Origin of the sequence: Streptomyces sp. CS113 (assembly GCF_002188365.1) — a bacterium.
Taxonomy (GTDB): Bacteria; Actinomycetota; Actinomycetes; order Streptomycetales; family Streptomycetaceae; genus Streptomyces; species Streptomyces tendae.
Genome location: NZ_KZ195574.1, coordinates 4,215,680 through 4,240,929 on the forward strand (window position 1 = coordinate 4,215,680; position 25,250 = coordinate 4,240,929).

The window sequence follows — 25,250 nt, forward strand, 5'->3', positions numbered from 1 at the left end:
GGATTGTAACCGCGCCTCAGTGCCCGGCCGCGGGGGCCACCAGGTCCTCGAGCGCGATGTTCAGTTCCAGGACGTTCACCCGCGGTTCGCCGATGAAGCCGAGGGTGCGGGCGGTGGTGTGCTCGTCGACGAGCTGCTGCACCCGGTCGGCGGGCAGGCCGTTCTTCTCGGCGACCCGGTGCACCTGGAGGCCGGCGTACTGCGGGGAGATGTCCGGGTCCAGGCCGGAGCCGGAGGAGGTGACGGCGTCCGCGGGCACGTCCTCGGGCCGCACGGGGTGGCCGGGCACGGAGTTGTCCTTGACCACGGCGGCCTTGGCGTCCCGCACCCACTGGAGGAGTTCCGGGTTGTCGGCGGAGCGGTTGGTGGCGCCGGACAGGATCAGCTTGTACTGGGTGTTGACGCTGTTGCTGCCGAGGCCGTTCTGGGGGCGGCCCTGGAACCACTTCAGGTCCGGCTCGGGGGTCTCCTGGCCCTTTCCGAGCGGCAGGTTGTACGCCTGGCCGATCAGGGAGGAGCCGACGACCCGGCCGTCCGCCTCGATCTCCGAGCCGTTCGCCTTCCCGGGGAACAGCCCCTGGGCGACGCCGGTGACGGCGAGCGGGTAGACGATGCCGGTGACCACGGTCAGGACGAGGAGGGCGCGCAGTCCCGCCGCGAGGAGGCGGGCGGCGTTGCTTACGGAGGTGTTCATGGCGGTCAACCGATTCCGGGGATGAGCGAGACGATCAGGTCGATGAGCTTGATGCCGGCGAACGGGGCGGCCAGGCCGCCCAGTCCGTAGACGGCGAGGTTGCGGCGCAGCATCCGGTCGGCGCTCATGGGCCGGTAGCGCACGCCCTTCAGCGCGAGCGGGACGAGTACGACGATGATCAGCGCGTTGAAGACCACCGCGGACAGGATCGCGGAGGACGGGGAGGACAGGCCCATGACGTTGAGCTTGTCCAGGCCCGGGTAGACGGCCGCGAAGAGCGCCGGGATGATCGCGAAGTACTTGGCGACGTCGTTGGCGATGGAGAACGTCGTGAGCGCCCCCCGGGTGATCAGCAGCTGCTTGCCGATCTCGACGATCTCGATGAGCTTGGTCGGGTTGGAGTCGAGGTCGACCATGTTGCCGGCCTCCTTGGCGGCCGACGTGCCGGTGTTCATGGCCACGCCCACGTCCGCCTGGGCCAGCGCGGGGGCGTCGTTGGTGCCGTCGCCGGTCATCGCGACGAGCTTGCCGCCGGCCTGCTCCCGCTTGATCAGCGCCATCTTGTCCTCGGGCGTGGCCTCGGCGAGGAAGTCGTCGACGCCGGCCTCGTCCGCGATCGCCTTGGCGGTCAGCGGGTTGTCGCCCGTGATCATGACCGTCTTGATGCCCATGCGGCGCAGTTCCTCGAACCGCTCCCGCATGCCGTCCTTGACGACGTCCTTGAGGTGGATCACCCCGAGGACGCGCGCGCCGCGGTCGTCCTCGACGGCCACCAGCAGCGGCGTACCGCCCGCCTCGGAGATGCGGGCGGTGGTGGTGTCCGCGTCGTCGGCGACCGTGCCGCCCCGCTCCCGGACCCAGGCGGCGACCGAACCGGCCGCGCCCTTGCGCACCCTGCGGCCGTCCACGTCCACGCCCGACATGCGGGTCTGGGCGGTGAACTCGATCCACTCGGCGCCGGACAGCTCGCCCTGCCGCCGCTCGCGCAGCCCGTACTCCTCCTTCGCGAGGACGACGACGGAGCGGCCCTCGGGGGTCTCGTCGGCGAGCGAGGAGAGCTGGGCGGCGTCGGCGAGCTCGGCCTCCGTCACCCCGCGCACGGGCACGAACTCGGCGGCCTGCCGGTTGCCGAGGGTGATGGTGCCGGTCTTGTCGAGGAGCAGCGTGGAGACGTCACCCGCGGCCTCGACCGCGCGGCCCGACATCGCCAGTACGTTGCGCTGCACCAGGCGGTCCATGCCCGCGATGCCGATCGCGGAGAGCAGCGCGCCGATCGTGGTCGGGATGAGGCAGACCAGCAGGGCCACCAGCACGACCATCGTCAGCTCGGTGCCCGCGTAGTCGGCGAACGGCGGGAGGGTGGCGCAGGCCAGCAGGAAGACGACGGTCAGCGAGGCCAGCAGGATGTTCAACGCGATCTCGTTCGGCGTCTTCTGCCGGGCCGCCCCCTCGACCAGGTTGATCATCCGGTCGATGAAGGTCTCGCCCGGCTTCGTGGTGATCCGGACGACGACGCGGTCGGAGAGCACCTTCGTCCCGCCGGTGACCGCGGACCGGTCGCCGCCGGACTCCCGGATGACGGGCGCCGACTCGCCGGTGATCGCCGACTCGTCGACCGAGGCGACGCCCTCGACGACGTCGCCGTCGCCGGGGACGATGTCGCCGGCCTCGCAGACCACCAGGTCGCCGACGACCAGCCCGGTGCCGGGCACCCGCTCCTCGCGCCCGTCGACCAGCCGTCGGGCGACGGTGTCGGTCTTCGCCTTGCGCAGGGTGTCGGCCTGGGCCTTGCCACGGCCCTCGGCGACCGCCTCCGCCAGGTTGGCGAAGAGCACGGTCAGCCAGAGCCAGGCGCTGATCGTCCAGCCGAACCAGTCACCGGGGTCCGCGAGGGAGAAGGCCGTGGTCAGGACGGACCCGACGAGGACGACGAACATGACGGGCGACTTCACCATCACCCGCGGGTCCAGCTTGCGGAACGCGTCGGGCAGCGACGTGACCAGCTGCTTCGGATCGAAGAGGCCCGCGCCGACGCGGCCCTGATCGGGCTGGTGCCCGGTGGGTGCGTCGTCGTGCGGCGCCCGGTCCGGGGTGGTGACGGTGGACATGGCGTCCTCTTGTTTCCGCGTGTGAGTGGTCATGCCAGCCCCTCGGCGAGCGGGCCCAGGGCGAGGGCCGGGAAGTAGGTCAGCCCGGTGATGATCAGGACGGCGCCCACCAGCAACCCGCTGAACAGCGGCTTCTCGGTGCGCAAGGTGCCCTGGGTGGCCGGCACCGGCTGCTGCCCGGCCAGCGAGCCCGCGAGGGCCAGGACGAACACCATCGGCAGGAACCGGCCGAGCAGCATGGCGAGGCCGAGGGTGGTGTTGAACCACTGGGTGTCGGCGTTCAGCCCCGCGAAGGCGGAGCCGTTGTTGTTCGCGGCCGAGGTGTAGGCGTACAGATTCTCGGAGAAGCCGTGCGCCCCGCTGTTGGTCATCGAGTCGCCCGGCGTGGGCAGGGCCATCGCCGCGGCCGTGAACACCAGGACCAGGGCCGGGGTGATCAGGATGTAGCAGGCGGCGAACTTGATCTCGCGGGTGCCGATCTTCTTGCCCAGGTACTCGGGGGTGCGGCCGACCATCAGGCCCGCGATGAACACCGCGATGACCGCCATGACCAGCATGCCGTAGAGCCCGGATCCGACGCCGCCGGGCGCGATCTCGCCCAGCATCATGCCGAGCATGGTGATGCCGCCGCCCAGGCCGGTGTAGGAGGAGTGGAAGGAGTCCACGGCGCCGGTGGAGGTCAGGGTGGTCGACACCGCGAAGATCGACGAGCCGCCGATGCCGAAGCGGACCTCCTTGCCCTCCATCGCGCCCCCGGCCGCCTGTAGCGCCGGGCCGTGGTGGGCGAACTCGGTCCACATCATCAGGGCGACGAAGCCGACCCAGATGGTGGCCATCGTGGCGAGGATCGCGTAGCCCTGGCGCACCGAGCCGGTCATGAGGCCGAAGGTGCGGGTCAGGGCGACCGGGATGAGCAGGATCAGGAAGATCTCGAACAGGTTGGTGAACGGCGTCGGGTTCTCGAAGGGGTGGGCGGAGTTGGCGTTGAAGTAGCCGCCGCCGTTGGTGCCCAGCTCCTTGATCACCTCCTGCGAGGCGACCGCGCCCCCGTTCCACTGCTGCGAGCCGCCCGTGAACTGGCCCACCTCGTGGATGCCGGAGAAGTTCTGGATGACCCCGCAGGCCACCAGGATCACCGCGCCGACCACGGCGATGGGCACCAGGACGCGGACGACCCCGCGGACCAGGTCGGCCCAGAAGTTGCCCAGTTCGCCGGTGCGCGACCGGGCGAAACCGCGGACGAGGGCGACGGCCACGGCGATGCCGACGGCGGCCGAGACGAAGTTCTGCACGGCCAGACCGGCGGTCTGCACGACGTGGCCCATGGCCTGCTCGCCGTAGTACGACTGCCAGTTGGTGTTGGCCACGAAAGACGCGGCGGTGTTGAACGCCTGGTCCGGGTCGATGGCGGCGAAGCCGAGCGAGCCGGGCAGCACGCCCTGGAGCCGCTGGAGCAGGTAGAGGAACAGGACCCCGGCGACGGAGAAGGCGAGGACGCCGCGCAGGTACGCGGGCCAGCGCATCTCCGTGTCCGGGTCCGCGCCGATGCCCTTGTAGATCCACTTCTCGATCCGCAGGTGCTTGGGCGAGGAGTAGACCCTGGCCAGGTAGGTGCCGAGGGGGACGTGGGCGAGCGCCAGCGCGGCCATGAGCGCGAGCAACTGGAGCACGCCGGCGAGGACGGGGCTCATGCGGTGCTCAGAACCTCTCCGGGTGGATCAGGGCGAGGACGAGGTAACCGAGCAGGGCGACGGCCACGATCAGGCCGACGATGTTCTCCGCGGTCACAGCTTCGTCACCCCCTTGGCGACAAGGGCCACGAACGCGAACACCGCGATCGTGGTGACGACGAAGGCCACGTCGGCCATCGCTGGCTCCTAGTGAGGTTCGGAAAAGAAGCTGACAGGGAGATGAGAGCCCCATTCCGACCGGATTCGGCCACTGTTGACGGCTTCCATACGGCGGCGTGAGCGCCTTTGACACGTCTCTGACGAGGGGGCGCCCCGCGTCTCCCGCGACGGCACGCCGCCCGCCCCGCGCGAAGACGACGAGGCGCAGGACCACGAAGCGAGCGATGCCGGCGAGCGCGGAGGCGGACAGGTAGACGGCCTGTTCGAGCACCGCACCCGGCGTCGCCACCACCTGGTGCAGGGCGAGCATCGCCGCACACGTCACCGCGTACGCGGCCCCCGCCGATCCGGCGGACTGGGCGTGCTGGCGCCAGGTCGTCCGCCCGCCGGTGCCGAAGGTGAAGCGGGCGTGCAGCTCGGTGCCCAGGAGGGTGGAGGCGGCGGTGACCAGGGCGTTGGCCAGGGCCCAGGGCATCCAGGAGGCGAGTCCGGCCACGGCGAAGCCGGCGGCGAGGCCCACGCCGCCCCCGCAGAGCACGAAGCGGGCGAAGGCCGCGAGGGCGCCGGGTGTCGCCTGCCGGTCACTGCGCACTGCGTCCATGGTCGGACCGTCCCCCTCCGTCGCACCGTTGATGGCATCATTATGACACATGAGTGGCACCATGTGGAGCCATTTATTGGCACCATTCGCGGCACCGCCGACCGGACGACACCGAGGGGCGACTCCGAGGACCGACACCGAGGGGCGACAGCGAGGGCGGCGCACCCGACGAGGTCGTCGGCTGCGCCGCCCTGGGAGAAGCGGGTCGCGGGTGCCGCCCGCGGCGGTGGCCGCCCTACTTCGCGTCGCGGTTGAAGACGGACTTGGACCAGAAGTAGCCGAGCGCGCAGAGGGCCACGCACCAGCCGAGGGCGAGCCAGCCGTTGTGGCCGATCTCGGAGCCGAGCAGCAGGCCGCGCAGGGTCTCGATGGCGGGGGTGAAGGGCTGGTACTCGGCGATCGGCTGGAACCAGCCCGGCATGGCGTCGATGGGCACGAAGGTGCTGGAGATGAGCGGGAGGAAGATCAGCGGCAGCGCGTTGTTGCTGGCGGCCTCGACGTTCGGGCTGATCAGGCCCATGCCGACGGCGATCCAGGTGAGCGCGGTGGCGAACAGGGCGACCAGCCCGAAGGCCGCGAGCCACTCCAGGACGCCGGCATCGGTGGAGCGGAAGCCGATGGCCACGGCGACGGCACCGACGAGGACCACGCTGATCACCGACTGAAGCACGCTGCCGATGACGTGCCCGGTGATCACCGAGCCGCGGTGGATGGGCATGGTGCGGAAGCGGGCGACGATGCCCTCGGTCATGTCGTTGGAGACGGAGACCGCGGTGCCGACCGTGGTGCTGCCGATGGTCATCAGCACCAGGCCCGGCACGACGAACGCGATGTAGGCGGACCGGTCGGCGCCGCCGCCGCTGATCCCGGCGCTCATCGTGTCTCCGAAGATGTAGACGAAGAGGAGCAGCAGCATGATCGGCGTGAGCAGGAGGTTGAGGGTGAGGGAGGGGTAGCGGCGGGCGTGCAGGAGGTTGCGGCGCAGCATGGTGGAGGAGTTGCGCACGGCGAGGGTGAGGCTGCTCATCGGACCGTCTCCTTGGTCGCGTCGGACTGGGCGGGGACGCCGGCGCCGCCGGTCAGGGCGAAGAAGACGTCGTCGAGGTCGGGGGTGTGCACAGTCAGCTCGTCCGCCTCGATGCCCGCGCCGTCCAGGCGGTCGAGGACGGAGCGCAGGTCGCGCTGGCTGCCGTCGCTGGGGATCTGGAGGGTGAGGGAGTCGTCGTCCCCGGTGCTGCCGGAGAGGGCGGTGGCGGCGTCGCGATAGGCGTCCGGGTCGGTGAAGCGGAGCCGGACGTGTCCGCCGGGGACGAGCCGCTTCAGTTCCTCGGCGGTGCCTTCGGCCACGATCCTGCCGCCGTGGAGCACGGCGATGCGGTCGGCGAGTTCGTCGGCCTCCTCCAGGTACTGGGTGGTGAGGAAGACGGTGACGCCGCCGGTGACGAGCTCGCGGATGATCTGCCACATGTTGTGGCGGGACCGCGGGTCGAGACCGGTGGTGGGCTCGTCGAGGAAGATGACCCGGGGACCGCTGACGAGGGTCATGGCGATGTCGAGGCGGCGCTTCATGCCGCCGGAGTAGGTGGAGGCGGGCTTCTTCGCGGCCTCGGTGAGGCCGAAGCGCTCCAGCAGTTCGGCGGCGATCCGCTTCCCCTCGCGCCGGGGGAGCAGATGCAGGTCCGCCATGAGGAGCATGTTCTCCTCGCCGGTGATCAGACCGTCCACCGCCGAGAACTGTCCGGTGACGCCGATGGCGCGGCGGACCTCCTGCGGGGCGGTGGCGAGGTCGTGGCCCGCCACCTGGGCCTGACCGCCGTCGGCGGAGATGAGGGTGGAGAGGATCTGCACGGTGGTGGTCTTGCCGGCGCCGTTCGGACCGAGCAGCGCGAACACGGATCCGGCCGGGATGCGCAGGTCGATGCCGTCGAGGACGGTCTTGTCCCCGTACGACTTGCGCAGATGCACGGCGGAGACGGCGGCGGGCGCCTGCGGACCGGCTCCCGAGATGGTCGTGGGCATGACAGACGAAGGCATGGAGCCCTCCCGTTCGAGGGGATGACGGATTGGGGGGGGACGGATCGGGGGGACGGCTTGGGGGACTGACGCGGGGGGGGCGGACGCGGGGTGTCCGGCGGGACGGGTCGGGCGGGCGCTCAGGCCTTGGCGCGGCGGACGTCGATGTTGCCGTACCGGGTGCGGGCGTGGACCTTGACGGTCTCCTCGGTCTGGGCGGGGCCGCCGGACGCGGTGAGGGTGTTGCGCACCAGCCCGCCGCCGGACTGGACGTCGAGCCAGGCGGCCGTACCCTCGCGGACGCCGACCTCGATGGCGCCGTAGGAGGTCTCCAGCCGGATCTCGCCGCGGACCACCTCGTCCACCCGCAGGGTGCCGTGGGCGGTGGTGGCGGTGAGGGAGGCCTCGGCGCGGGCGACGTTGATGTCACCGTTGGCGTTCTTCACCGTCAGGTCGCCCAGGGCGGCGCCCACGGTGGTGGAGCCGTGCGAGTTCTTCAGGACGGCGGGGCCCTGGACGGTGCCGACGCGCACGCTGCCGGAGCTGGTGGTGATCTCGGCCGAGCCCTCGACCCGGTCCACCGTGACCGAGCCGTGGGAGGCGTTGAGCTCGAGCGGTCCGGTCGTGTCCAGGCGCACGTCGCCGCCCGGGGTCTTCACCCGGACCTCGCCCAGCCGGCCCTCGCCGAGGACCTGGGTCCAGGAGCCGACCGTGTCCACGCGCGACCCGGCGGGCAGTTCCACCGTCACCTCGACCGTGCCGGTGGGGCCGATGAAACGGCGCTCCTTCGTGCTGATCGTCAGGACGCCGCTCGCGAAGGAGACCTCGGTCTGCTCGGCGGCCCGTACGTCCTTGTCCCGCCCGGGGTCGCCGGGGCGCACCTCGACGACCGTGTCGCTCCGGTCGCTCGCGGTGAACCGGATGGAGCCGGCGCCCACGTGGGCGGTCACCGCGATCGGTCGGGGAGTGTCGAAAGAAGGCATGGCTGTACCGTCCTCATGAGTCCGTCCCCGCTGGTGGGACGTGGTGTGAGCGTTGTGCGGTGCGGTGCTTGGCGGTGCGTTGCGGTGCGCGGTTCTCCGTGGCCCGGGTGCGGGCGCGAGGGTGGATGTGAATGTGGATGTGGGTGCTGGTGCGGGTGGCTAGCGCACCCAGCCGGTGAAGCTCTGTCCGACGTTGCGCGCCCGCTCCGGCGCGGACGGGGTGCCGCCGCCGTCGACGGCGGCCGAGACGGCCCGCACCAGCCAGGCGTTGACCGACAGCCCCTCGCGGCTCGCGGCCTCCTCGGCCCGCGTCTTGAGGTGGGCCGGCAGGCGCAGGTTGACGCGGGCGGTACCACCCTCGTCGCCGTCGGCGGGCGCCGGGGCCCTGAGCGTCTCGACGGGCGCGGCCTGCTCCGCGGCACCACCGCCGTCGGTGGGCGGCGGCGTCACCACGAAGTCGGGCTCGAGCCCGCGCAGCCGTACGTCGACCGAACCGGGGGCCAGTTCGCGGGTGATCTCGTCCATCGCGGCGGAGAGCACGTTGAGCATGGTCAGCCGGGTCGCCGACTCCAGCGGAGCGATGAGCCGCTCGGCCAGCTCGCGGGCTTCGTCGCCCCCGGCTTCGGCGGCCACCGCGAGTTCACGGCGAAGTGTGTCGACATACGGGGTGAGGTCCATGACGCCATGATGGCACCACGATGGCGCCATGTGCAAGCCGCAGCGGCGCCACGATCCCGAGACGGCTTAGCGCAAGCCTCTGACCTGCGGAAACGTGGCAGAAAAAATCTGTGCCTCCGTGGTGCCATAAGTGGCGCCACGGAGGCACAGGTGCCATGTCGGCCCAGGTCGTGCGTCAGACGGCCTCGAGTCGCGGTTCCGGGCGCGGTGACGTCGCGGGGATCGCGGGTTCCCAGCCCTTCGTGGTCCGGACGTAGCCGTGGATCACCGAGGCCATCGCCAGCAGCAGGAGCGGTCCGAAGACCCACGGGTGCCGGGCCATCTCCAGCGGCAGGTAGCGCGTCGCCCCCAGGATCGCGGCGAACACCACCGCCCCGTGGGCGACCAGCAGAGTCCCCGACCGGTCCCAGCCGCGGTCCAGGGCCCGCAGCCCCGCCTCGACCGTGACCGCGAACACCACGCCGGCGACGAGGTCGATGGCGTAGTGGTAGCCGAATCCCAGCGTCGCGGTGAGCGTGGCGACCAGCCAGAACGTTCCCGCCCAGCGCAGGACGCGCGGACCCTGCCGGGAGTGGATGAAGATCACGGTGGCCCATGCCGTGTGCAGGCTGGGCATGCAGTTGCGCGGGGTGATCCCGTCGTACGTGAACGGGTGGGGCGCGGCGATCGGCGGTGGCGTGTGCGGCCACAGGTTGGCGATCGCCCACTCCTCGCCGCCGGTGCCGAAGGCGCCGGTGCCGTAGGCGAAGACCGGTCCGACGACCGGGAAGATCATGTAGATGCCCGGCCCGAGCAGGCCTATCAACAGGAAGGTGCGGACCAGGTGGTGGCGCGGGAACCGGCGCTCGGCGCCCACCTTGCGCAGCTGGTAGAGGGCGACGACGGCGGCGGCCACCGCGAGCTGGGCGTAGACCCAGTCCAGCAGGTGCTCACCGACCGGGCCGGTGGCCTCGACGGCCCGTCCCATCAGCCACGAGGGGTTGCCCAGCGCGTGGTCGGCGGTCGCCACGTACGGGTCGAGGACGTCGGGGCGGGTCTTGGAGGTGATCAGCAGCCAGGCGTCGCCCGTCTTGCGGCCCGCCACCAGCAGCAGGCCCAGCCCGACGCCCTTGAGCAGGAGGATCCGCTCGGGGCCGGTGCGCCGCGTCAGGGCGACGGCCCCGCAGCCCAGGACCGCCCACAGCGCGCCGTTGCCGAAGGTGTGGCTGCCGGACGCGGTGGCGTCCGCCGCCCACCGCACCAGTACGACGGCGAGGTCGATGCCGACCGCGACGGCCGCCGCCGCGAACCGCTGACGCCAGGTCAGGACCACCATCGTCAGCGCCAGGCCGGCGTAGAGCAGGGGCCCCGAAGCGGGAGCGAACACCAGCTCCTTGGCCTGGTTGGTCATCGGCCCCGGCACGCCGTAGCGGCGCGCGGCGATCTCCAGCGCGACGAGGAACGCGAGGGTCGCCGCACCCGCCACGGCCCAGAGTCTCGCCCGCGTCCCGCCCCTGGGTATTCGCGGTGTTTCCCGTGAAGACATGCACAGGAAACTAGCCCATCAGTGGCTGAGCTCCGGCTGCCAGGCGAAGCCGTCGGGGTCGGCGAAGGGGCGGGTGCCGCCGGAGACGACGAGCCGGTGCGAGCCGGTGCCCTCGGCGGGCACGCCCGCGACCTTGGCGAGGGCCCGGCGCTTGTAGAGGGAGAGCTTGACGGTGTCCGGGCCGGTGGCGAACTCGACGTACTTCCCGCCGAAGCTCTTGCCCACGGTGAGGCCCTGCTCGACGTAGAACCGCTTGGTGGCCTTGACGTCCTCGACGCCCAGGAGGAGCACGATCTCGTCGACGTCGCGGGTGACCGGGGCGGTGTCCTTCTTCGCCGACGTCGCGATCTGCCAGACCGTGCCGTCCGGTGCCTGGACGACCCCGCCATAGCCCCACAGCGACTTCGCGGCGGGCTTGAGGACGGTGGCGCCGGCCTCGACGGCCGCGGTGAACAGCGCGTCGACGTTGCCGGGCTGGGCCACCACGAGCGACAGGGTGAAGCCGCGGAAACCGCTCGTCGGGGCGTCGGAGGCGCGGACCCGCACCCGCGACCCGTCGAGCCCGAAGGCGTCGGAGTAGAAGCGGGCGGCGGCCTCGGTGTCGGCCACCTCGAGGGTGACGGAGTCGATGGAGTTCATGTCCTAGACGGTAGGAGCGGGCGGGCCCGCGGTGCTTCTCGAAAACTGACCGGCTGCCCCCCGCTCTGCCGAAACGTTCCTGTGCCAGGCAGACTCTCCAGCACAGGCACGACCACGGAGGATGACCCACGCATGATCACGCTCACCAAGGAAGGCGGCCCCGCGGACCTCGACGGGGTGACCCACCTGTCCATCGGCGTCTCCTGGGACCCCACCGCCGGCAGCAGCGGCGGAGTGCTCGGCAAGCTGCGGCGCAAGACCGGCACCGACCTCGACCTGATCGCCGTCGCGATGCAGGGCGGTGACCCGGTGCGCCTCGCCGGACTGGACTCGCTCGACCCGATGGGCAACGGTTCGCTGCTCCACAGCGGCGACAACCAGACCGGTCACGGGGACGGTGACGACGAGACGGTGACCGTCGAGTTCGCGCGGCTCCCGAGTGCCATCACGTCGATCGTGTTCGTGGCCGCCGCGTACAAGAAGGGCAGCTCCTTCCAGAAGGCGCGCAACATCAGCTTCAAGGTCTACGACGCGACCGGCGGCAGCTCGGAGCAGGTCGCCGACATCTGGCCCAGCCTGCTCAGCCAGGACAACGGCTGCGCGGTGGCCAAGGCGGTGCGGGTCGGGGGCGCCTGGAAGCTGGAGGTCGTCAACGAGACGGGCAAGATCAAGCAGGGCGACGAGCACGCGCTGATGCGCTTCGCCGTCAGCAAGTAGGACGGCCCCGCGGCGGGCGTACGGCCCCGCGGCGGACCTACGGCCGCGCGACGGGCGTACGGGCCGCGCGGCGGGCGTACGGCCCCGCGGCGGACGTACGCCCCCGCCGCCGGTGCCGGCCTCAGGCGCCGCCCGTCCACGCGTCCGGCCGCGGGGTCAGTACCGCCTCGACCACCTCGGCGGACGAGGCCATGACGTCGGCCGCGAAACGGCGCCGTCCGACGCCGAGGCGGCGCAGCCCCGCGCCGTGGTCGGCGACGACGACCAGGGTGGCCGCGAGGAGGAGCAGCCGCCACAGGGCCAGCACGGGGCGGCGCGTGACGGCGGGCAGCCCGGCCAGCGAGTCGTGCAGCCGCGCGCAGTGGAAGGGGACGTGGCGCCGCTCGTCGGCCAGGATCCGGCCCGCCACCTCCCTGGTCAGCGCGTCGTCCGTACCGTCCCGCAGGACGCGGTAGTAGCGCAGCGCCACCACCTCGGCGACCATCAGCACCAGCAGTTCGGTGCGCAGGCCCAGCAGCCGCCGCAGCCGCACGAACGCGGTGTCGCTCCAGTGGCCGCTCAGCGTCGGCCTGCCGCCCGCGGCCAGCAGCCGGGCGAGGAGCCGGGCGTGGTTCTGCTCCTCGGCGACGAAGAGCCGCACCGCCCGCGCGTAGTCGGCGTCGCCCGCCGCCTCGGCCTTGGCGACGAGGTTCGCTCCGTCACCGTCCTCGCCGACCTGGAAACGCTGGATGCCCGCCCACACCGCGCGGTGCAGCACGGCGCCCCGTTCCCACTCCGGGTCGCCCTGCGCACGTCTGCGCTCGCGCTCGTCCTCGAACCGCCGTGTCCACCGGGCGAACCCGTCCGCAGCCACTGTGCCGCCCTCCCCGGGACACGGCCGCCGCGCCCTGGAAGGGGACGACGCAGCGGGGCACCGAACCGTTCCCGCGGCCGTGCAGCCGCTCAGCCGCTCGGCCGCTCGGCCGCTCAGCCGCTCGGCCCGTCAGCCGCTCAGGCCGAGTTCGCCCGCGCGCACCCCCGCCTGGAACCGCGACCCGGCGTCGAGGGCGTCGAGCAGTTCGGCGACCCGGCGCCGGTAGGTGCGCAGCGACATGCCCAGTTCCCGCGCGGCGGCCGCGTCGGTGGCGCCCGAACCCAGTGCGCGCAGCACCGTCCGGCTCCCGGCGTCGAGCTGCGGCTGGTCGCCCCGCAGGAAGGACGCGAGGTCGGTGGCCGCCTCCCAGGCCGCCTCGAACAGGGCGTGCACGCCGCCGACCAGGGTGGGCGCGGCGGTCACGGTGTACGCGCGGCCCCCGGGCGCGTCCGCTCCGGCGAGGATCGCCCAGCGCCGGTCGATGATGATCGTCTCGTGCGGGAGGCCGCTGGCGGCGATCCGCACCCGGGCGCCCCGGGCGGCCAGCTCGTTCAGGTGGGCCCGGCCGCCCTCGTCGGCCAGCGCGGCCGGACTGAGCAGCTTGCGCACCCGCGTGGCACCGCTGTCCCGCACCCGGCTCCGGGCGACCTGCCGGGCGGCGGGCCGGGGCCAGGTGTCGAGGTCGCGGGCGGCGCAGACGAACTCCTCCCGGACGGAGGAGAAGAGGTGCCCGGCCCGGGCCAGCAGCTCCACGTCACCGTGCACCGTCATGCTCTCTGCCATACGGCCATTGTGACGCGCCCGCCTCGGTGGTGACCGGGGCGGCGGCGATCACTGCGCCGGGGCAGTGGGGGTTGGCAGCAAGCTGCCACGGGGTCGTGCGGTGGGGGTGGCGCCTCGCAGGGTGGCGGCATGAGCAACGACTTCCGCCTCGGTGGCGACCTCACGATCGGACGGCTCGGTTTCGGCGCCATGCGGCTGCCCACCAACAGCTTCCACGGCCCGGCCCGCGACCCGGAGACCGGTCGCGCCGTACTGCGCCGCGCCGTGGAGCTCGGCGTGAACCACATCGACACCGCGGCCTTCTACACCAACGACGACGGGTCCGTCCGCGCCAACGACCTGATCCGCGAAGCCCTGCACCCCTACCCGGACGACCTGGTGATCGCCACCAAGGTCGGGCCGCTGCGCACCCCGGACGGCGGTCTGGAGGCGACCACCGAGCCGGGCGCCCTGCGCGCGCTGGTCGAGGAGAACCTGGCGGGCCTGGGCGTCGACCGCCTCGACCTGGTCTACCTGCGCATCGGCGGCATCGAACCGCCGCCGCACGGCGAGTCCGTCGCCGCCCGCTTCGAGGCGCTGGCCGCGCTGCGCGAGGAGGGTCTGATCCGGCACCTGGGCCTCAGCCACGTGGACGCCGGGCACCTCGCCGAGGCGCGGGGGATCGCGCCCGTGGCGGCCGTCCAGAACCACTTCCACACCGGCAAGCGCGACGACACGGAGGTACTGGCCCGCTGCGAGGAGGCCGGCATCGCCTACGTGCCGTACTTCCCGCTGGGCGGCGGCCTGAGCGAGGTCGGCGGGGACCGTATCGCCGAGGTCGCGGACCGGCACGGCGCCACGGTCCCGCAGATAGCCCTGGCCTGGCTGCTCGCGTCCTCGCCCGTCACCCTGGCCATCCCCGGCACGGGTTCCCTGTCCCACCTGGAGGAGAACACGGCCGCCGCTTCGATCACCCTCACCGACGAGGATCTCGCCGGCCTCGGCCTGCGCTGAACCACCCGTACGAACGTGTCCTTTGTCTCGGTACGGGGGTGTCCGCGGCCTGTTCGGGGCGATATCTGCTCCGACGGCGGGAGAAAATCCGTCGCCGTCCCGGGAATATTCCCCGGGCGGCCGATCGGGCCAAGATTATGTCCGGCACCCGGCCGATCACGGCGTGCTACTGTCGATGGAAGTTGCAGTTGTGGTTGCCTGAAGGTTTTGTCCGACGGGGTGATCATCACGGCGACCGGAGTGCACACAGGGTGAACTCCGAGCACCGTACCGAAGGAGAAAACATGGCTTCCGGCACCGTGAAGTGGTTCAACGCCGAAAAGGGCTTCGGCTTCATCGAGCAGGACGGCGGCGGCCCCGACGTCTTCGCCCACTACTCGAACATCAACGCGCAGGGCTTCCGCGAGCTGCTCGAGGGTCAGAAGGTGACCTTCGACATCGCGCAGGGCCAGAAGGGCCCGACGGCCGAGAACATCACCCCGGCCTGACGCTCACGCATACTCCGCAGCTGGGGCCTGCACCTTGGGGTGCGGGCCCCAGCTCGCCGCGTTTCCGGGCGCACCGCGCCCCGCCGCGGGGGCACGGATTTCTCCACACTCCCTCCCCCGCATTCGCTTTACCCGCGTTCCCGCATTCACCAATTCTCCCGGTCCGCTCGGCAGCACGCCGAAATCGACCGGCCCGGCTCGTTCTTGCGATTCCCTGCGCCGCTCCTCCGCTGCGGGTCTCCCTTGATACGTGCCGTATCAAGGAAGGTTCCCCATGAACCGCACACGCACCAACGACCGTCGGCGCTCCGGCGAAGGCCCCCGCCGCTCCCGGTCGGCCGGCCGCTCCCAGAGCTCCGGCCGCAGGCCGGCCGCCGCCCCGCAGGGCGGCGAGTTCGCGCTGCCGAAGACCATCACCCCGGCGCTCCCCGCCGTCGAGACCTTCGCCGAACTCGACCTGCCCGCCCGCATGCTGGCCGCCCTCGGCGACCAGGGCGTGGCCGTGCCGTTCCCGATCCAGGCGGCGACCCTGCCGAACTCCCTGGCCGGACGCGACGTCCTCGGCCGCGGCCGCACCGGTTCGGGCAAGACCCTCGCCTTCGGCCTCGCCCTGCTGGCCCGTACGGCCGGCCGGCGCGCCGAGCCGCGGCGTCCGCTCGCCCTGGTCCTGGTCCCCACCCGCGAGCTGGCCCAGCAGGTCACCGACGCGCTCGCCCCGTACGCCCGCGCCGCGGGTCTCCGGTCGGCCACCGTGGTCGGCGGCATGTCCATCGGCCGGCAGGCCGGTGCGCTGCGCTCCGGCGCGGAGGTCGTCGTCGCGACGCCCGGACGGCTCAAGGACCTCATCGACCGCGGCGACTGCGCCCTCGGCGACGTCACCATCACGGTGCTCGACGAGGCCGACCAGATGACCGACATGGGCTTCATGCCGCAGGTCACCGCCCTGCTCGACCAGGTGCAGCCGGACGGGCAGCGGATGCTGTTCTCGGCCACCCTCGACCGCAACGTCGACCGGCTGGTCCGCCGCTACCTGACGGACCCGGTGGTCCACTCCGTCGACCCGTCGGCCGGTGCCGTCACCACGATGGAGCACCACGTGCTGCACGTGCAGGACGAGGACAAGCAGCGCGCGACCGTCGAGATCGCGGCGCGCGACGGCCGGGTCATCATGTTCCTGGACACCAAGCACCGGGTGGACCGGCTGGTCAAGCAGCTGCTGAAGAGCGGGGTGCGCGCCGCCGGGCTGCACGGCGGCAAGTCCCAGCCGCAGCGCACCCGGACCCTCGCCCAGTTCAAGGACGGGCAGGTGACCGCGCTGGTGGCGACCAACGTCGCGGCCCGCGGCATCCACGTCGACAACCTCGACCTGGTCGTCAACGTGGACCCGCCCGGCGACCACAAGGACTACCTGCACCGGGGCGGCCGTACCGCCCGCGCCGGCGAGTCCGGCAGCGTCGTCACCCTGGTGACGCCGGACCAGCGGCGTGAGATGACCCGGCTGATGGCCGCGGCCGGCATCACCCCGCAGGTCACGCCGGTCCGCTCGGGCGAGGCGGAGCTGACCCGCATCACCGGTGCGCAGACCCCCTCCGGCATCCCCGTCGTCATCGCCGCACCGGTCGTGGAGCGCCCCCGGCGCGCCGCCTCCGGCACGGGCTCCGCGTCCCGCGGGCGCCGCGGCCGCCCCTCGCAGGGGCGCGGCGGCGGCCAGGGGGCCGGCTCCCCGGCCCGCACCGGCGGCGGCGCCGCGCAGCCCCGCACCGGCCAGGGCCGCGCCGTCCAGGGGCGGCCCACCGGCGAGTCCCCGCGCCGCAGGGCACGCCGCCAGTCCACCGGCGGCTCGGCCGGTTCGACCGGCTCGGCGGCCTAGGACGGTCCGTACACCCCTCGGACACCACCGGAAAACCCATCCCGCTCGTGGAGGCAACATGCGCTGTGTCATCGCCCGGTACCCGTTCGACCTCACCAAGGGCGGGGTGCTGGACTCGATGAAGGGCGTCACGCCCGAACCCGTCACCGGTGAGTCGGTCACGATCGGCCGCCGCCGCTACCCGGTCAAGCAGGTGGGCGAGATCGTCACCCGGCAGGACCGGCGCGACTTCAGCGGCGGCGAGGTGACCCGGGCCATGGCCCGCCTCGGCTTCACCTGCCACCCCGCTCCCGGCGCCGAACCCGAGCCGTCGGCGCCCGCCGCCACACCGGTCGAGACGGCGTCCGCGCTGCTCGGCGGCACCGTCGTCACGCCCCAGGACAGCTGAGGCGCGATCAGCGCAGCCCCGTGGCCCGGCCCCCGTCGTCCCAGCGGACCTCCAGCACGCGCTGGACGGCCGCACGGTCGAGGGGGCCGAACACGTGCGGGAAGAGGGTGCCCTCGGCGACACCCGGCGGCGGCGCGGGCGCGGCGGCCTCCCACCCGCACCTCGCGGTGAGCCGCTCCTCGTCGACGAGCAGCGCCACCAGCGGCCGGGGCGCGCCGCGGTAGAAGGCGTTGACGACGGCGAGCGTGGTCCCCTCGTCGGGCGAGCAGTGGACGAACCCGTCCTCCGCGAGGGAGGCGGGCGCGTACGGCCGCCCCGGGTCGGCGTTCCACTCGGCGAGCGGCACCACGTGGTAGATCATCACCCCGTTGTAGCAGCCGGCCCGTCCACCTCGGGCGTGGGCACCACGGTGCCCGGTGTGCTCGACGGGTCCTGCCCGACCGGCGGGTCGCTCGGCTCGGCCGACGGCTCGGAGGGCGACGGGGTGGCGGCGGACGGGCCGGATTCCTCGGTCGGCAGTGCGGGGCCGGGGCCGGGCGCCCGCGTGGTGTCGCTGGGCGGGGCCGGGCTCGGCGGGGCCGGGCTCGGCGGGGCCGGGCTGGGTGTGGCCTGCGGGGCGGGACCGACGGGGGCCGGGGCCAGCGGTGGCGCCGGGCGGGCGGGTGCGGCGGGGGCCGCCCAGTGCAGCGGCAGCGCGATGAGGGCGGCGGCGGCAGCGGTCGCGGCGGCACCGGCGGCGGCGCGCAGCAGGCGCCGCCGGGACGCGGTCCGGCGGATCGCCTCGTACCGGCCGGGCGGCGGGCCCAGGAAGTCGGCGCCCGGGCGCAGTACGACCAGCAGCGGATCGTCGCCGTCGCGTCCGGAACCGGGCTCGTCCATCTCGTCCTCAAGGCGTGTGGTCAAGGCTTCTCCTCAGATGGACGCGGAGCAGTTCGCGGGCCGCGTGCAGGTCGGCCTTGACGGTTCCCTCCTTGCGTCCGGTCAGCACGGACACCTCCCGGATCGGCATGTCGGCGTAGTAGTGGAGCAGGATCGGCACGCGCAGCCGCTCCGGCAGCGACTGTACGAGCAGCCGCACCGAGGGGTCGGCCTGCTCGGGATGCGGACGCACGGCGACCTCCGCGGTGACCCGGCGCACCGCCCGGCGCTCGCGCTCCAGTTTGCGCCAGTGGTCGCGCACGAGGTTGGCGGCGGTGACGTAGAGGAAGCCGCGGGGCTCCTCCACGGACGTCCAGCGGGCCCAGAGCCGGGTGAACGCCTCGGAGGCGATCTCGTGGGCCGTCTCGTCGTCGTCGACGAGCCGGCGGCACCAGCCGGCGAGGCGCGGATACAGGGCGGCGAACAGTTCGGACGCCGCCCTGTCACGGGACCGTTTCAACGCTCTCCATGGTCGTGAGGGTATGCGGTGCGGTGTGCACCGGGGCGGGCCTGTCCTAGACGCCCTTGGTGGCGCTCAGTTCGGCGAAGACGATGACGTTGTCCCGGTACTCCTCGCCGTCGCGCGGGCCGCCGCAGGTGATGAGCCGCAGCTCCGGTCCGGCCACGTCGCCGTAGACGTCCTCCGTCGGGAAGCCGGCCTTCGCCACCGTCCGTACGGCCGTGACCGTGAACTCGGCGGCCGTGCCGTTCTCCAGGCGGGCCTCGATCCGCTCGCCGCGGTGCAGCCGGGCGAGGTCCCGGAAGACCCCGTCGCCGTACCTGCCCACCGTGACGTGGCCCAGGAGGACCGAGGGACCCACCTGACCCGGCGTCGGCGAGTGCCGGTACCAGCCGGCGTGGTCGTCGTCCGTGACGGGCGGGACCTGCACCGTGCCGTCCGCGGCCAGCCCCAGGCCCATCACCGGGGTGTCGACCCCGAGGGCGGGGATGCGCAGCCCCACCGGCACCGAACGCGCCAGCGGCCGCACCGGCTTCGCCGGGGCCGGCGCGGGAGGTGCCGCCGTGGCCTTCGTGGCTGCCGGGCGGCCGGGGGCGGCGTCGCCGTCGCCCTGGCCGCCGCCGCAGCCCGCCAGCAGCGCGGCCAGTGCGGCGGCCGCGAGGGCGCGGCCGGGGCGCGGGATCATGCGCCGGTCGCCGCCGCCCGTCGGCGGCGGACGACGAACAGGACGACGCCGCCCGCGAGGAGCACTCCGCCGGTGCTGGCGCCGACCACGGACGTGTCGGTCCCGGCCGGGTCCGAGGGCGCCGCCACTCCGGTGTCGGCCGCGCCCTTGGGTACGACGGAGACCTGGCCGTCGGCGGGCGCGGGGGCCGGTGCCTCGGTCGGTTCGGCGGCGGGGGCGCTGACGGACGGCACGGGCGCGGGGGTCGCGTCGGCCGGCCCGGTGCCGGGGCTCGGGACGCTCTCGGCGGGGGCGGAGGGGACCGGGCTGGGGTCGTCGGCGAACGCGGTCCCGGTGCCCGCCAGTACGGCGGTGCAGGCCAGGGCCACGGCGGTGAGGATGGTTCGGCGCATCGGGTCGCTCTCTCTCGTCGTCGGCGCACCACGTGGGGGGTGGTGATGCGGGTCGGACGGAGAGACGAGGCGGGGACCGGGCAGGTTGTAAAGGAATGGCAAAGCCGCCGGGTCGGTCGCGCCGGCTCCGCGGCCCGACCGCTCCTTACGGACCCGTGACGTGCCGGGCGGCGGGCCCGGTCCGGCGCCCCCGCGGGCCTAGCGTGGCGGGCATGCGCGTACTGGTCACCGGCAGCGCCGGTTTCATCGGGTCCCACATCGTGGAGGCCCTGCGGGAGCACGGGCACGAGCCCGTCGGCTACGACGTCCGCGAGGACCCCGGCGCCGACGTGCGCGACCCGGCGGCCCTCGCGCGGGCGCTGGCCGGGGTGGACGCCGTGTGCCACCAGGCGGCGATGGTCGGCCTCGGCAACGGGGTCGCCGACGCGGCGGAGTACGTCTCCCGCAACGACCTCGGCACCGCCGTCCTGCTCGCCGCGACGGCCGGTGCGGGCGTGCGGCGGCTGGTGCTCGCCGGGTCGATGGTGGTGTACGGGGAGGGGCGCTACACCTGCCCCCGGCACGGGGTGGTGCGGCCCGGGCCGCGGGCCGTCGCCGACCTGGACGCGGGCCGGTTCGAACCCGCCTGCCCCCGGTGCGGCGCGGAGCTGTCCCCGGGGCTGGTCGGCGAGGACGCCCCGGCCGACCCGCGCAACGTGTACGCCACCACCAAGCTGGCCCAGGAGCACCTGGCCGCCGCCTGGGCCCGGACGACCGGCGCGACGGCGGTGTCGCTGCGCTACCACAACGTGTACGGCCCCCGGATGCCCCGGGACACCCCGTACGCCGGGGTCGCCTCCTTCTTCCGCTCGGCGCTGGCCCGCGGTGAGGCCCCGCGCGTCTTCGAGGACGGCCGCCAGCGCCGGGACTTCGTGCACGTGCGGGACGTGGCCGCGGCGAACGTCGCGGCACTGGAGGCCGCCGGGCCGCCTCCGGGCGCGCTCAGCGCCTACAACACCGGCAGCGGTGAGCCGCACACGGTGGGCGAGATGGCCACCGCCCTGGCCGCCGCGTACGGCGGGCCCGAGCCCGTGGTCACCGGCGAGTACCGCCTGGGCGACGTCCGCCACATCACCGCCGACTCGGCGCGCCTGCGGGCCGAGCTGAGCTGGCGTCCGCGGGTGGGGTTCGCCGAGGGCATGCGGGAGTTCGCGCGGGCGGGCCTGCGGGGGGAGTGACCCCGGCTCTCAGGCCTCCGCCAGCGGCAGCGTCACCTCGAAGCGGCAGCCGCCGGGGATGTTGTGGACCGTGGCCCGGCCGCGGTGCGCCTCGACGATGCCGCGCACGATGGCGAGGCCCAGGCCGGCCCCGGCCGGGGGTGTACGGGCGTGGGTGCCGCGCCAGCCGGTGTCGAAGACCCGCGGCAGGTCCTCCTCGGGGATGCCGCCGCAGCCGTCGGTCACGGAGACCACCACCCCGTCGGCGGACCGCTCGGCGGCGACGGCGACCGTGCCGTCGGCGGGGGTCCGGCGGATCGCGTTGACCAGCAGGTTGCCCAGGACCCGGCTCATCTCCTTGCCGTCCACCTCGACCGGCACGGCCGCCACCGCGTCGCCGACCAGCCGTACGCCGTGCCGGCGGGCGAGCGGGTCCGCGCCCGCGAGGGCGTCGCCGACCAGGTCGTAGAGCGAGATCCGGGCCGGGGCGAGGACGAGGGTGCCGGCGTGGATGCGGGAGAGCTCGAAGAGGTCGCCGACCATGTCGTTGAGGCGTTCCACCTCGGCGCGGATCTGGCGCAGGTAGCGGTCGGGGTCGGCGGCCACCCCGTCCTCCAGCGCCTCGGACATGGCCCGCAGCCCAGCCAGCGGGGTACGCAGGTCGTGCGAGATCCAGGCGACCAGCTCGCGCCGGGAGGTCTCCAGGGCGCGCTCCCGCTCCCGGGACTGGGCGAGCCGGGCGCTGGTGGCCGCCAGTTCGCGGCTGAGCGCGTCCAGTTCGGCCGTCGCCGGGGTGGTGGGGGCCGCGTAGTCCCCGTCGTCGCCGAACGAGCGCGTCGCCGCCGCCAGTTCACGGCTGCGGGCGACCACCCAGCGGCCCAGCAGCAGCGCCGTGGCCAGCGAGACGACGGCCGCCATCGCCACGACGGTCGTGACGACGGACAGGTCGTGCGGGGACAGGAACATCGCCCAGGCGACGGCCAGCGTGCCGGCCAGCATGGCGAGGACGGCGACCGCCGCCACCACGGCGAGCGAGGCGGTCAGCGAACGCCGCCGGATCAGGCGCAGCACGGCCGCGCCCACCAGGCCGGCGGCGGTGGCGCCCGCGAAGGCGTAGAGAGCGATGAGGAGGGTGGCGTGCACGGTCAGTCGGCCTCCCGGCCGGCGGGGTCGAAGCGGTAGCCCACGCCCCACACCGTCTGGATCAGCCGGGGCCGGGCCGGGTCGTCCTCGACCTTGCCGCGCAGCCGCCGGACGTGGACGGTCACGGTGGACAGGTCGCCGAAGTCCCAGCCCCACACCTCGCGCATCAGCTCCTCCCGGGCGAACGCCCGCCCGGGGTTGCGCAGGAAGAAGACGAGAAGGTCGAACTCGCGGAGGGTCAGGGCCAGTTCGGTGCCGTTCTTGGTGGCCCTGCGGGCGGCCGGGTCGGCGGTGAGACCGGCCGCGGACGGCGGGCGCGGCGCCGGGGCCGGGCGGGTGCGGCGCAGGACGGACTCCACCCGCAGCACCAGTTCCCGCGGGCTGAACGGCTTGGTGACGTAGTCGTCGGCGCCGACCTCCAGACCGAGGACGCGGTCGTCCTCGTCGCCCCGGGCGGTCAGCATGATGACCGGCACCGGCCCCCGGCCGCGCAGCCGCCGGCACACCTCCAGTCCGTCCATGCCGGGCAGCATCAGGTCGAGCACCACCAGGTCGGGCCGGTACGCGGCGGCCCGCGCAAGCGCGGCGGGCCCGTCCCCGGCCCGGTCCACGCGGTACCCGGCCCGGTCGAGATACCCGGCCACGACCTCCGCGACGGTGGGATCGTCGTCCACGACGAGGATCCGCGCGGGCACGTCCGAGCCTTCGCCCCCGGATTCGGCCGAGGGCTCGGTCGGCGATCCGTCGGCGGAGCGGGCCGGGGATCCGGCGACGGGGCGGGCCGGGGACCCGGGCCCGGTCGGACAGGGGTCGGCGGGCCGGGCCGGGGCGGGGGCGTCGGGCTGCTGGTGCATGGGACCAGCGTCGCACCGCGGTCTCGGCGGCGGGGCCTCCCGCGTGCCGACGGGTCGGCGACGTCCGTGTTTCGTAAGGAGTGGAAGCCCGATTCGTCCGATTCCGGTTCGTAGGGTGAACGCCGTGACCACCTCGCCCGCTCCCGACGTCGACGTCGTACTCCCCTGCCTGAACGAGGCCGGGGCCCTCCCGTGGGTCCTGGACCGGGTCCCGGCCGGCTGGCGTGCGCTCGTCGTCGACAACGGTTCCACCGACGGCTCGGCGGACCTCGCCCGCTCGCTCGGCGCCACGGTCGTGACCGAGCCGCGCCGCGGTTTCGGCGCCGCCTGCCACGCCGGGCTGACCGCCGCGACCGCCGACGTCGTCTGCTTCTGCGACTGCGACGCCTCCCTCGACCCGGGTCTGCTGGCGCCCTTCGTGCGCGAGATCCGCGCCGGGACCTCCGACCTGGTGCTCGGACGCCGACGGCCGCGGGCCAGGGGGGCCTGGCCGGTGCACGCCCGCGCCGGCAACCTCGCCCTGGCCCGGATGCTGCGCCACCGCACCGGCCTGCGGCTGCACGACCTCGGCCCGCTGCGGGCCGCGCGCCGCGAGCCGCTGCTCGCGCTCGGCCTCACCGACCGGCGCAGCGGCTACCCGCTACAGATGGTGGTGCGGGCCGCCGACGCGGGCTGGCGGATCGCCGAGCACGACGTGCCGTACCTGCCCCGCACCGGCGCCTCGAAGGTGACCGGGACCTGGCGCGGCACCTGGCACGCGGTACGGGACATGCGCCGCGTCCTGGCCGAGCCGCCCGCCGTCCCCGCGGAGCACAGCGAGAGGAGCGGCACCCGGTGACCGCCACGACCACCCTCCTGGTCATCGCGAAGGAGCCGCGTCCCGGCCGGGTCAAGACCCGGCTCACCCCGCCCTTCACCCCCGCCGAGGCGGCCGCGCTGGCCGAGGCGGCCCTCGCCGACACCCTGGCCGCCGTCGCCGCGACGCCCGCGCGGCGCCGGGTGCTGGTGCTCGACGGCGCCCCGGGCCCGTGGCTGCCGCCCGGCTTCGACGTCGTACCGCAGTGCGCGGGCGGGCTCGACGAACGCCTCGCGGACGCCTTCGCCGGGTGCGCGGGGCCCGCCCTGCTGATCGGGATGGACACCCCGCAGGTGACGCCCGACCTGCTCGACGCGGACTTCCGCGACTGCGACGCGTACTTCGGACCGGCCGAGGACGGCGGCTTCTGGGCCCTGGGCCTGGCCCGGCCCGAACCCGCCCTGCTGCGGGGCGTGCCCATGTCGACGCCGGTCACGGGGGCCGTGCAGCGCGAGCGGCTCCTGACGGCGGGACTGCGGGTGCGCGACCTGCCGCCCCTGCGCGACGTCGACACCGCCGCAGACGCCCGCGCCGTCGCCGACCTGGCCCCGGACGGCCGGTTCGCCGCCCGGCTGGCGGCCTGCGCACCGGCCGCGGACCGGCGGCGGGCGAGCCGGTGAAGGGCACCGCGCGACTCGCCCCCGGCACGCCGTCCGCCGCCCCCGCCTGGGCGGGCTCCGACCCCTACGCCGCCGCCCTGCGGTCGGGACACGGGCCGCTGTTCCTGCGCCGGGCCGACGGCTGGCTGCTGCCGCTGGACGTGGAGCGCTGGTGCGCGCGGGCCGACGCGGTGGACCTGGAGGTGCTGGACCGCTGCGAGGGCGCCGTGCTCGACGTGGGCTGCGGCCCCGGCCGGCTGGTGGCCGAACTCGCCGCCCGAGGCCGCACCGCCCTCGGCATCGACGTCAGCGAGGCCGCTGTGACCCGCACCGTAGGGCTCGGCGGGCAGTCCCTGCGGCGTTCCGTGTTCGAGCCGCTGCCCGGCGAGGGGCGCTGGGACACCGTCCTCCTGATGGACGGCAACGTCGGCATCGGCGGCGACCCCCGTGCCCTGCTCGCCCGCGTCGCCGCCCTGCTCGCCCCCGGCGGCCTGCTGATCGCCGAGACGGCCCCGGTCGACGTCGACGAACGCGCCCACGTGCAGCTCGTCGACGTCACCGACGCCCACGCCCGCGCCGCCGCCGGCAGCCCGTTCCCGTGGGCACGGGTCGGCACCCGCGCCCTGCTGCGCCGCGCGGGCGCCGCCGGCTGGCGGACCGCGGATCAGTGGACGTCGGGCGGGCGCCGCTTCGTCGCGCTGCGCAGCAGCCGCCCGGCGAGCAGCAGCGCCGAGCCGCCGAACAGCGCCGCCGTGATCAGCAGCCAGCGGGCGAGGAAACCGTCCGCCGACAGCCCGGTGACCCCCGCGTAGCTCGCGTCGACCCGCCCGCCGATCAGCGGGAACCACACCAGCAGGAGCAGCCCGGAGCAGGCCGCCGGGAACCGGACGTACGAGGTCCACTCCCGGTGGCGCACCGCGGCCGCCCCGCGGGTGAGCGCCCGGTCCAGTACCGAGCTCAGCGG

Annotated in this window: 28 protein-coding genes and 1 pseudogene; 9 read left to right on the forward strand and 20 right to left on the reverse strand. The window is 74.0% G+C overall.

Annotated features, from left to right (window positions below; translation table 11 throughout):
* Nucleotides 1–16: 16 nt before the first annotated feature.
* The 11 genes and pseudogenes from B9W62_RS18605 to B9W62_RS18655 all read right to left on the reverse strand — a co-directional run bounded on the left by B9W62_RS18605 (nucleotide 17) and on the right by B9W62_RS18655 (nucleotide 11,091).
* Complete coding sequence (locus B9W62_RS18605) at nucleotides 17–694, reverse strand: potassium-transporting ATPase subunit C (RefSeq protein ID WP_087808221.1); 678 nt, start codon at nucleotides 692–694, stop codon at nucleotides 17–19.
* 5 nt (nucleotides 695–699) lie between these two features.
* The gene (kdpB, locus tag B9W62_RS18610; protein WP_087808222.1) at nucleotides 700–2,835 is read right to left on the reverse strand and encodes a potassium-transporting ATPase subunit KdpB; all 2,136 of its coding nucleotides are present in this window, start codon (nucleotides 2,833–2,835) and stop codon (nucleotides 700–702) included.
* Nucleotides 2,832–4,493, reverse strand: coding sequence for a potassium-transporting ATPase subunit KdpA (gene kdpA / locus B9W62_RS18615; RefSeq protein ID WP_087808224.1), 1,662 nt, complete (start codon nucleotides 4,491–4,493; stop codon nucleotides 2,832–2,834). Before kdpA ends, kdpB begins: the two co-directional genes overlap by 4 nt.
* A 7-nt stretch (nucleotides 4,494–4,500) precedes the next feature.
* A complete protein-coding gene (gene kdpF / locus B9W62_RS18620; RefSeq protein WP_037922167.1) occupies nucleotides 4,501–4,590 on the reverse strand; it encodes a K(+)-transporting ATPase subunit F in 90 nt (29 codons plus the stop codon).
* 225 nt (nucleotides 4,591–4,815) lie between these two features.
* Nucleotides 4,816–5,253: pseudogene (locus B9W62_RS18625) on the reverse strand (hypothetical protein); the annotation flags it as partial.
* 235 nt (nucleotides 5,254–5,488) lie between these two features.
* On the reverse strand, nucleotides 5,489–6,280 hold the full coding sequence (locus B9W62_RS18630; RefSeq protein ID WP_087808225.1) for an ABC transporter permease: 792 nt from the start codon (nucleotides 6,278–6,280) through the stop codon (nucleotides 5,489–5,491).
* Nucleotides 6,277–7,272: an ATP-binding cassette domain-containing protein gene (locus B9W62_RS18635; protein ID WP_087808227.1), complete on the reverse strand. Its 996-nt coding sequence runs from the start codon at nucleotides 7,270–7,272 to the stop codon at nucleotides 6,277–6,279. Before B9W62_RS18635 ends, B9W62_RS18630 begins: the two co-directional genes overlap by 4 nt.
* 134 nt (nucleotides 7,273–7,406) lie before the next feature.
* Nucleotides 7,407–8,249, reverse strand: a complete 843-nt coding sequence (locus B9W62_RS18640; protein WP_087808229.1) for a DUF4097 family beta strand repeat-containing protein — start codon at nucleotides 8,247–8,249, stop codon at nucleotides 7,407–7,409.
* A gap of 159 nt (nucleotides 8,250–8,408) precedes the next feature.
* Entirely contained in the window at nucleotides 8,409–8,927 is a 519-nt protein-coding gene (locus tag B9W62_RS18645; RefSeq protein ID WP_087808230.1) for a hypothetical protein, read from the reverse strand.
* 175 nt (nucleotides 8,928–9,102) lie between these two features.
* Nucleotides 9,103–10,392, reverse strand: coding sequence for a phosphatase PAP2 family protein (locus tag B9W62_RS18650; RefSeq protein WP_087808231.1), 1,290 nt, complete (start codon nucleotides 10,390–10,392; stop codon nucleotides 9,103–9,105).
* Nucleotides 10,393–10,470: 78 nt separating this feature from the next.
* Nucleotides 10,471–11,091: a VOC family protein gene (locus B9W62_RS18655; RefSeq protein WP_087808232.1), complete on the reverse strand. Its 621-nt coding sequence runs from the start codon at nucleotides 11,089–11,091 to the stop codon at nucleotides 10,471–10,473.
* A gap of 132 nt (nucleotides 11,092–11,223) precedes the next feature.
* On the opposite strand from B9W62_RS18655, the gene B9W62_RS18660 reads away from it, so the two are divergent.
* Complete coding sequence (locus B9W62_RS18660) at nucleotides 11,224–11,808, forward strand: TerD family protein (protein WP_087808234.1); 585 nt, start codon at nucleotides 11,224–11,226, stop codon at nucleotides 11,806–11,808.
* A 121-nt stretch (nucleotides 11,809–11,929) separates the two neighbouring features.
* Here B9W62_RS18660 and B9W62_RS18665 read toward each other — a convergent pair whose 3' ends face one another.
* Together B9W62_RS18665 and B9W62_RS18670 are read right to left on the reverse strand one after the other, a co-directional pair.
* A complete protein-coding gene (locus tag B9W62_RS18665; RefSeq protein WP_087808236.1) occupies nucleotides 11,930–12,661 on the reverse strand; it encodes a hypothetical protein in 732 nt (243 codons plus the stop codon).
* Between the two features lie 129 nt (nucleotides 12,662–12,790).
* Complete coding sequence (locus tag B9W62_RS18670; RefSeq protein WP_087808237.1) at nucleotides 12,791–13,444, reverse strand: helix-turn-helix domain-containing protein; 654 nt, start codon at nucleotides 13,442–13,444, stop codon at nucleotides 12,791–12,793.
* Nucleotides 13,445–13,573: 129 nt separating this feature from the next.
* Here B9W62_RS18670 and B9W62_RS18675 point away from each other — a divergent pair, with 129 nt between their 5' ends.
* From B9W62_RS18675 to B9W62_RS18690, 4 genes are all read left to right on the forward strand, one after another.
* Entirely contained in the window at nucleotides 13,574–14,437 is an 864-nt protein-coding gene (locus B9W62_RS18675; RefSeq protein WP_087808239.1) for an oxidoreductase, read from the forward strand.
* Nucleotides 14,438–14,721: 284 nt separating this feature from the next.
* Complete coding sequence (locus B9W62_RS18680; protein WP_003975209.1) at nucleotides 14,722–14,925, forward strand: cold-shock protein; 204 nt, start codon at nucleotides 14,722–14,724, stop codon at nucleotides 14,923–14,925.
* 274 nt (nucleotides 14,926–15,199) lie between these two features.
* Nucleotides 15,200–16,795 (forward strand): DEAD/DEAH box helicase, encoded by a 1,596-nt coding sequence (locus B9W62_RS18685; protein WP_087808240.1) that lies wholly within the window; start codon nucleotides 15,200–15,202, stop codon nucleotides 16,793–16,795.
* A gap of 58 nt (nucleotides 16,796–16,853) precedes the next feature.
* Nucleotides 16,854–17,183, forward strand: a complete 330-nt coding sequence (locus tag B9W62_RS18690; protein ID WP_087808241.1) for an SCO5918 family protein — start codon at nucleotides 16,854–16,856, stop codon at nucleotides 17,181–17,183.
* A gap of 7 nt (nucleotides 17,184–17,190) precedes the next feature.
* On the opposite strand, the gene B9W62_RS18695 is transcribed toward B9W62_RS18690, so the two are convergent.
* The 5 genes from B9W62_RS18695 to B9W62_RS18715 are packed head-to-tail and all read right to left on the reverse strand — an operon-like array spanning nucleotide 17,191 to nucleotide 19,638.
* Nucleotides 17,191–17,544, reverse strand: a complete 354-nt coding sequence (locus B9W62_RS18695) for a DUF952 domain-containing protein (RefSeq protein ID WP_087808242.1) — start codon at nucleotides 17,542–17,544, stop codon at nucleotides 17,191–17,193.
* Nucleotides 17,544–18,086: a hypothetical protein gene (locus B9W62_RS18700; protein ID WP_256976824.1), complete on the reverse strand. Its 543-nt coding sequence runs from the start codon at nucleotides 18,084–18,086 to the stop codon at nucleotides 17,544–17,546. The genes B9W62_RS18695 and B9W62_RS18700 overlap by 1 nt, the downstream gene beginning before the upstream one ends.
* A complete protein-coding gene (locus B9W62_RS18705; RefSeq protein ID WP_003975205.1) occupies nucleotides 18,070–18,561 on the reverse strand; it encodes an RNA polymerase sigma factor in 492 nt (163 codons plus the stop codon). The genes B9W62_RS18700 and B9W62_RS18705 overlap by 17 nt, the downstream gene beginning before the upstream one ends.
* 55 nt (nucleotides 18,562–18,616) lie before the next feature.
* Nucleotides 18,617–19,246, reverse strand: coding sequence for a class F sortase (locus B9W62_RS18710; protein ID WP_087808246.1), 630 nt, complete (start codon nucleotides 19,244–19,246; stop codon nucleotides 18,617–18,619).
* Complete coding sequence (locus tag B9W62_RS18715) at nucleotides 19,243–19,638, reverse strand: RodZ family helix-turn-helix domain-containing protein (protein ID WP_087808247.1); 396 nt, start codon at nucleotides 19,636–19,638, stop codon at nucleotides 19,243–19,245. The genes B9W62_RS18710 and B9W62_RS18715 overlap by 4 nt, the downstream gene beginning before the upstream one ends.
* A 212-nt stretch (nucleotides 19,639–19,850) precedes the next feature.
* On the opposite strand from B9W62_RS18715, the gene B9W62_RS18720 reads away from it, so the two are divergent.
* Nucleotides 19,851–20,855: an NAD-dependent epimerase/dehydratase family protein gene (locus tag B9W62_RS18720; RefSeq protein ID WP_087808249.1), complete on the forward strand. Its 1,005-nt coding sequence runs from the start codon at nucleotides 19,851–19,853 to the stop codon at nucleotides 20,853–20,855.
* A 9-nt stretch (nucleotides 20,856–20,864) separates the two neighbouring features.
* Here the strand turns inward: B9W62_RS18720 and B9W62_RS18725 are convergent, their stop codons facing one another.
* Both B9W62_RS18725 and B9W62_RS18730 read right to left on the reverse strand, forming a co-directional pair.
* Nucleotides 20,865–21,977 (reverse strand): sensor histidine kinase, encoded by a 1,113-nt coding sequence (locus B9W62_RS18725; protein ID WP_087808251.1) that lies wholly within the window; start codon nucleotides 21,975–21,977, stop codon nucleotides 20,865–20,867.
* Between the two features lie 2 nt (nucleotides 21,978–21,979).
* The gene (locus tag B9W62_RS18730; RefSeq protein ID WP_087808253.1) at nucleotides 21,980–22,831 is read right to left on the reverse strand and encodes a response regulator transcription factor; all 852 of its coding nucleotides are present in this window, start codon (nucleotides 22,829–22,831) and stop codon (nucleotides 21,980–21,982) included.
* 115 nt (nucleotides 22,832–22,946) lie between these two features.
* Between B9W62_RS18730 and B9W62_RS18735 the strand changes: the two genes are divergently transcribed.
* Genes B9W62_RS18735 through B9W62_RS18745 form a run of 3 tightly spaced genes read left to right on the forward strand, consistent with a single transcriptional unit; the run spans nucleotide 22,947 to nucleotide 25,098 of the window.
* Nucleotides 22,947–23,669: a glycosyltransferase family 2 protein gene (locus B9W62_RS18735; RefSeq protein WP_087808255.1), complete on the forward strand. Its 723-nt coding sequence runs from the start codon at nucleotides 22,947–22,949 to the stop codon at nucleotides 23,667–23,669.
* The gene (locus tag B9W62_RS18740; protein WP_087808257.1) at nucleotides 23,666–24,307 is read left to right on the forward strand and encodes a TIGR04282 family arsenosugar biosynthesis glycosyltransferase; all 642 of its coding nucleotides are present in this window, start codon (nucleotides 23,666–23,668) and stop codon (nucleotides 24,305–24,307) included. Before B9W62_RS18735 ends, B9W62_RS18740 begins: the two co-directional genes overlap by 4 nt.
* Nucleotides 24,304–25,098 (forward strand): class I SAM-dependent methyltransferase, encoded by a 795-nt coding sequence (locus B9W62_RS18745; RefSeq protein ID WP_087808259.1) that lies wholly within the window; start codon nucleotides 24,304–24,306, stop codon nucleotides 25,096–25,098. The genes B9W62_RS18740 and B9W62_RS18745 overlap by 4 nt, the downstream gene beginning before the upstream one ends.
* The last annotated feature ends 152 nt before the right edge of the window (nucleotides 25,099–25,250 follow it).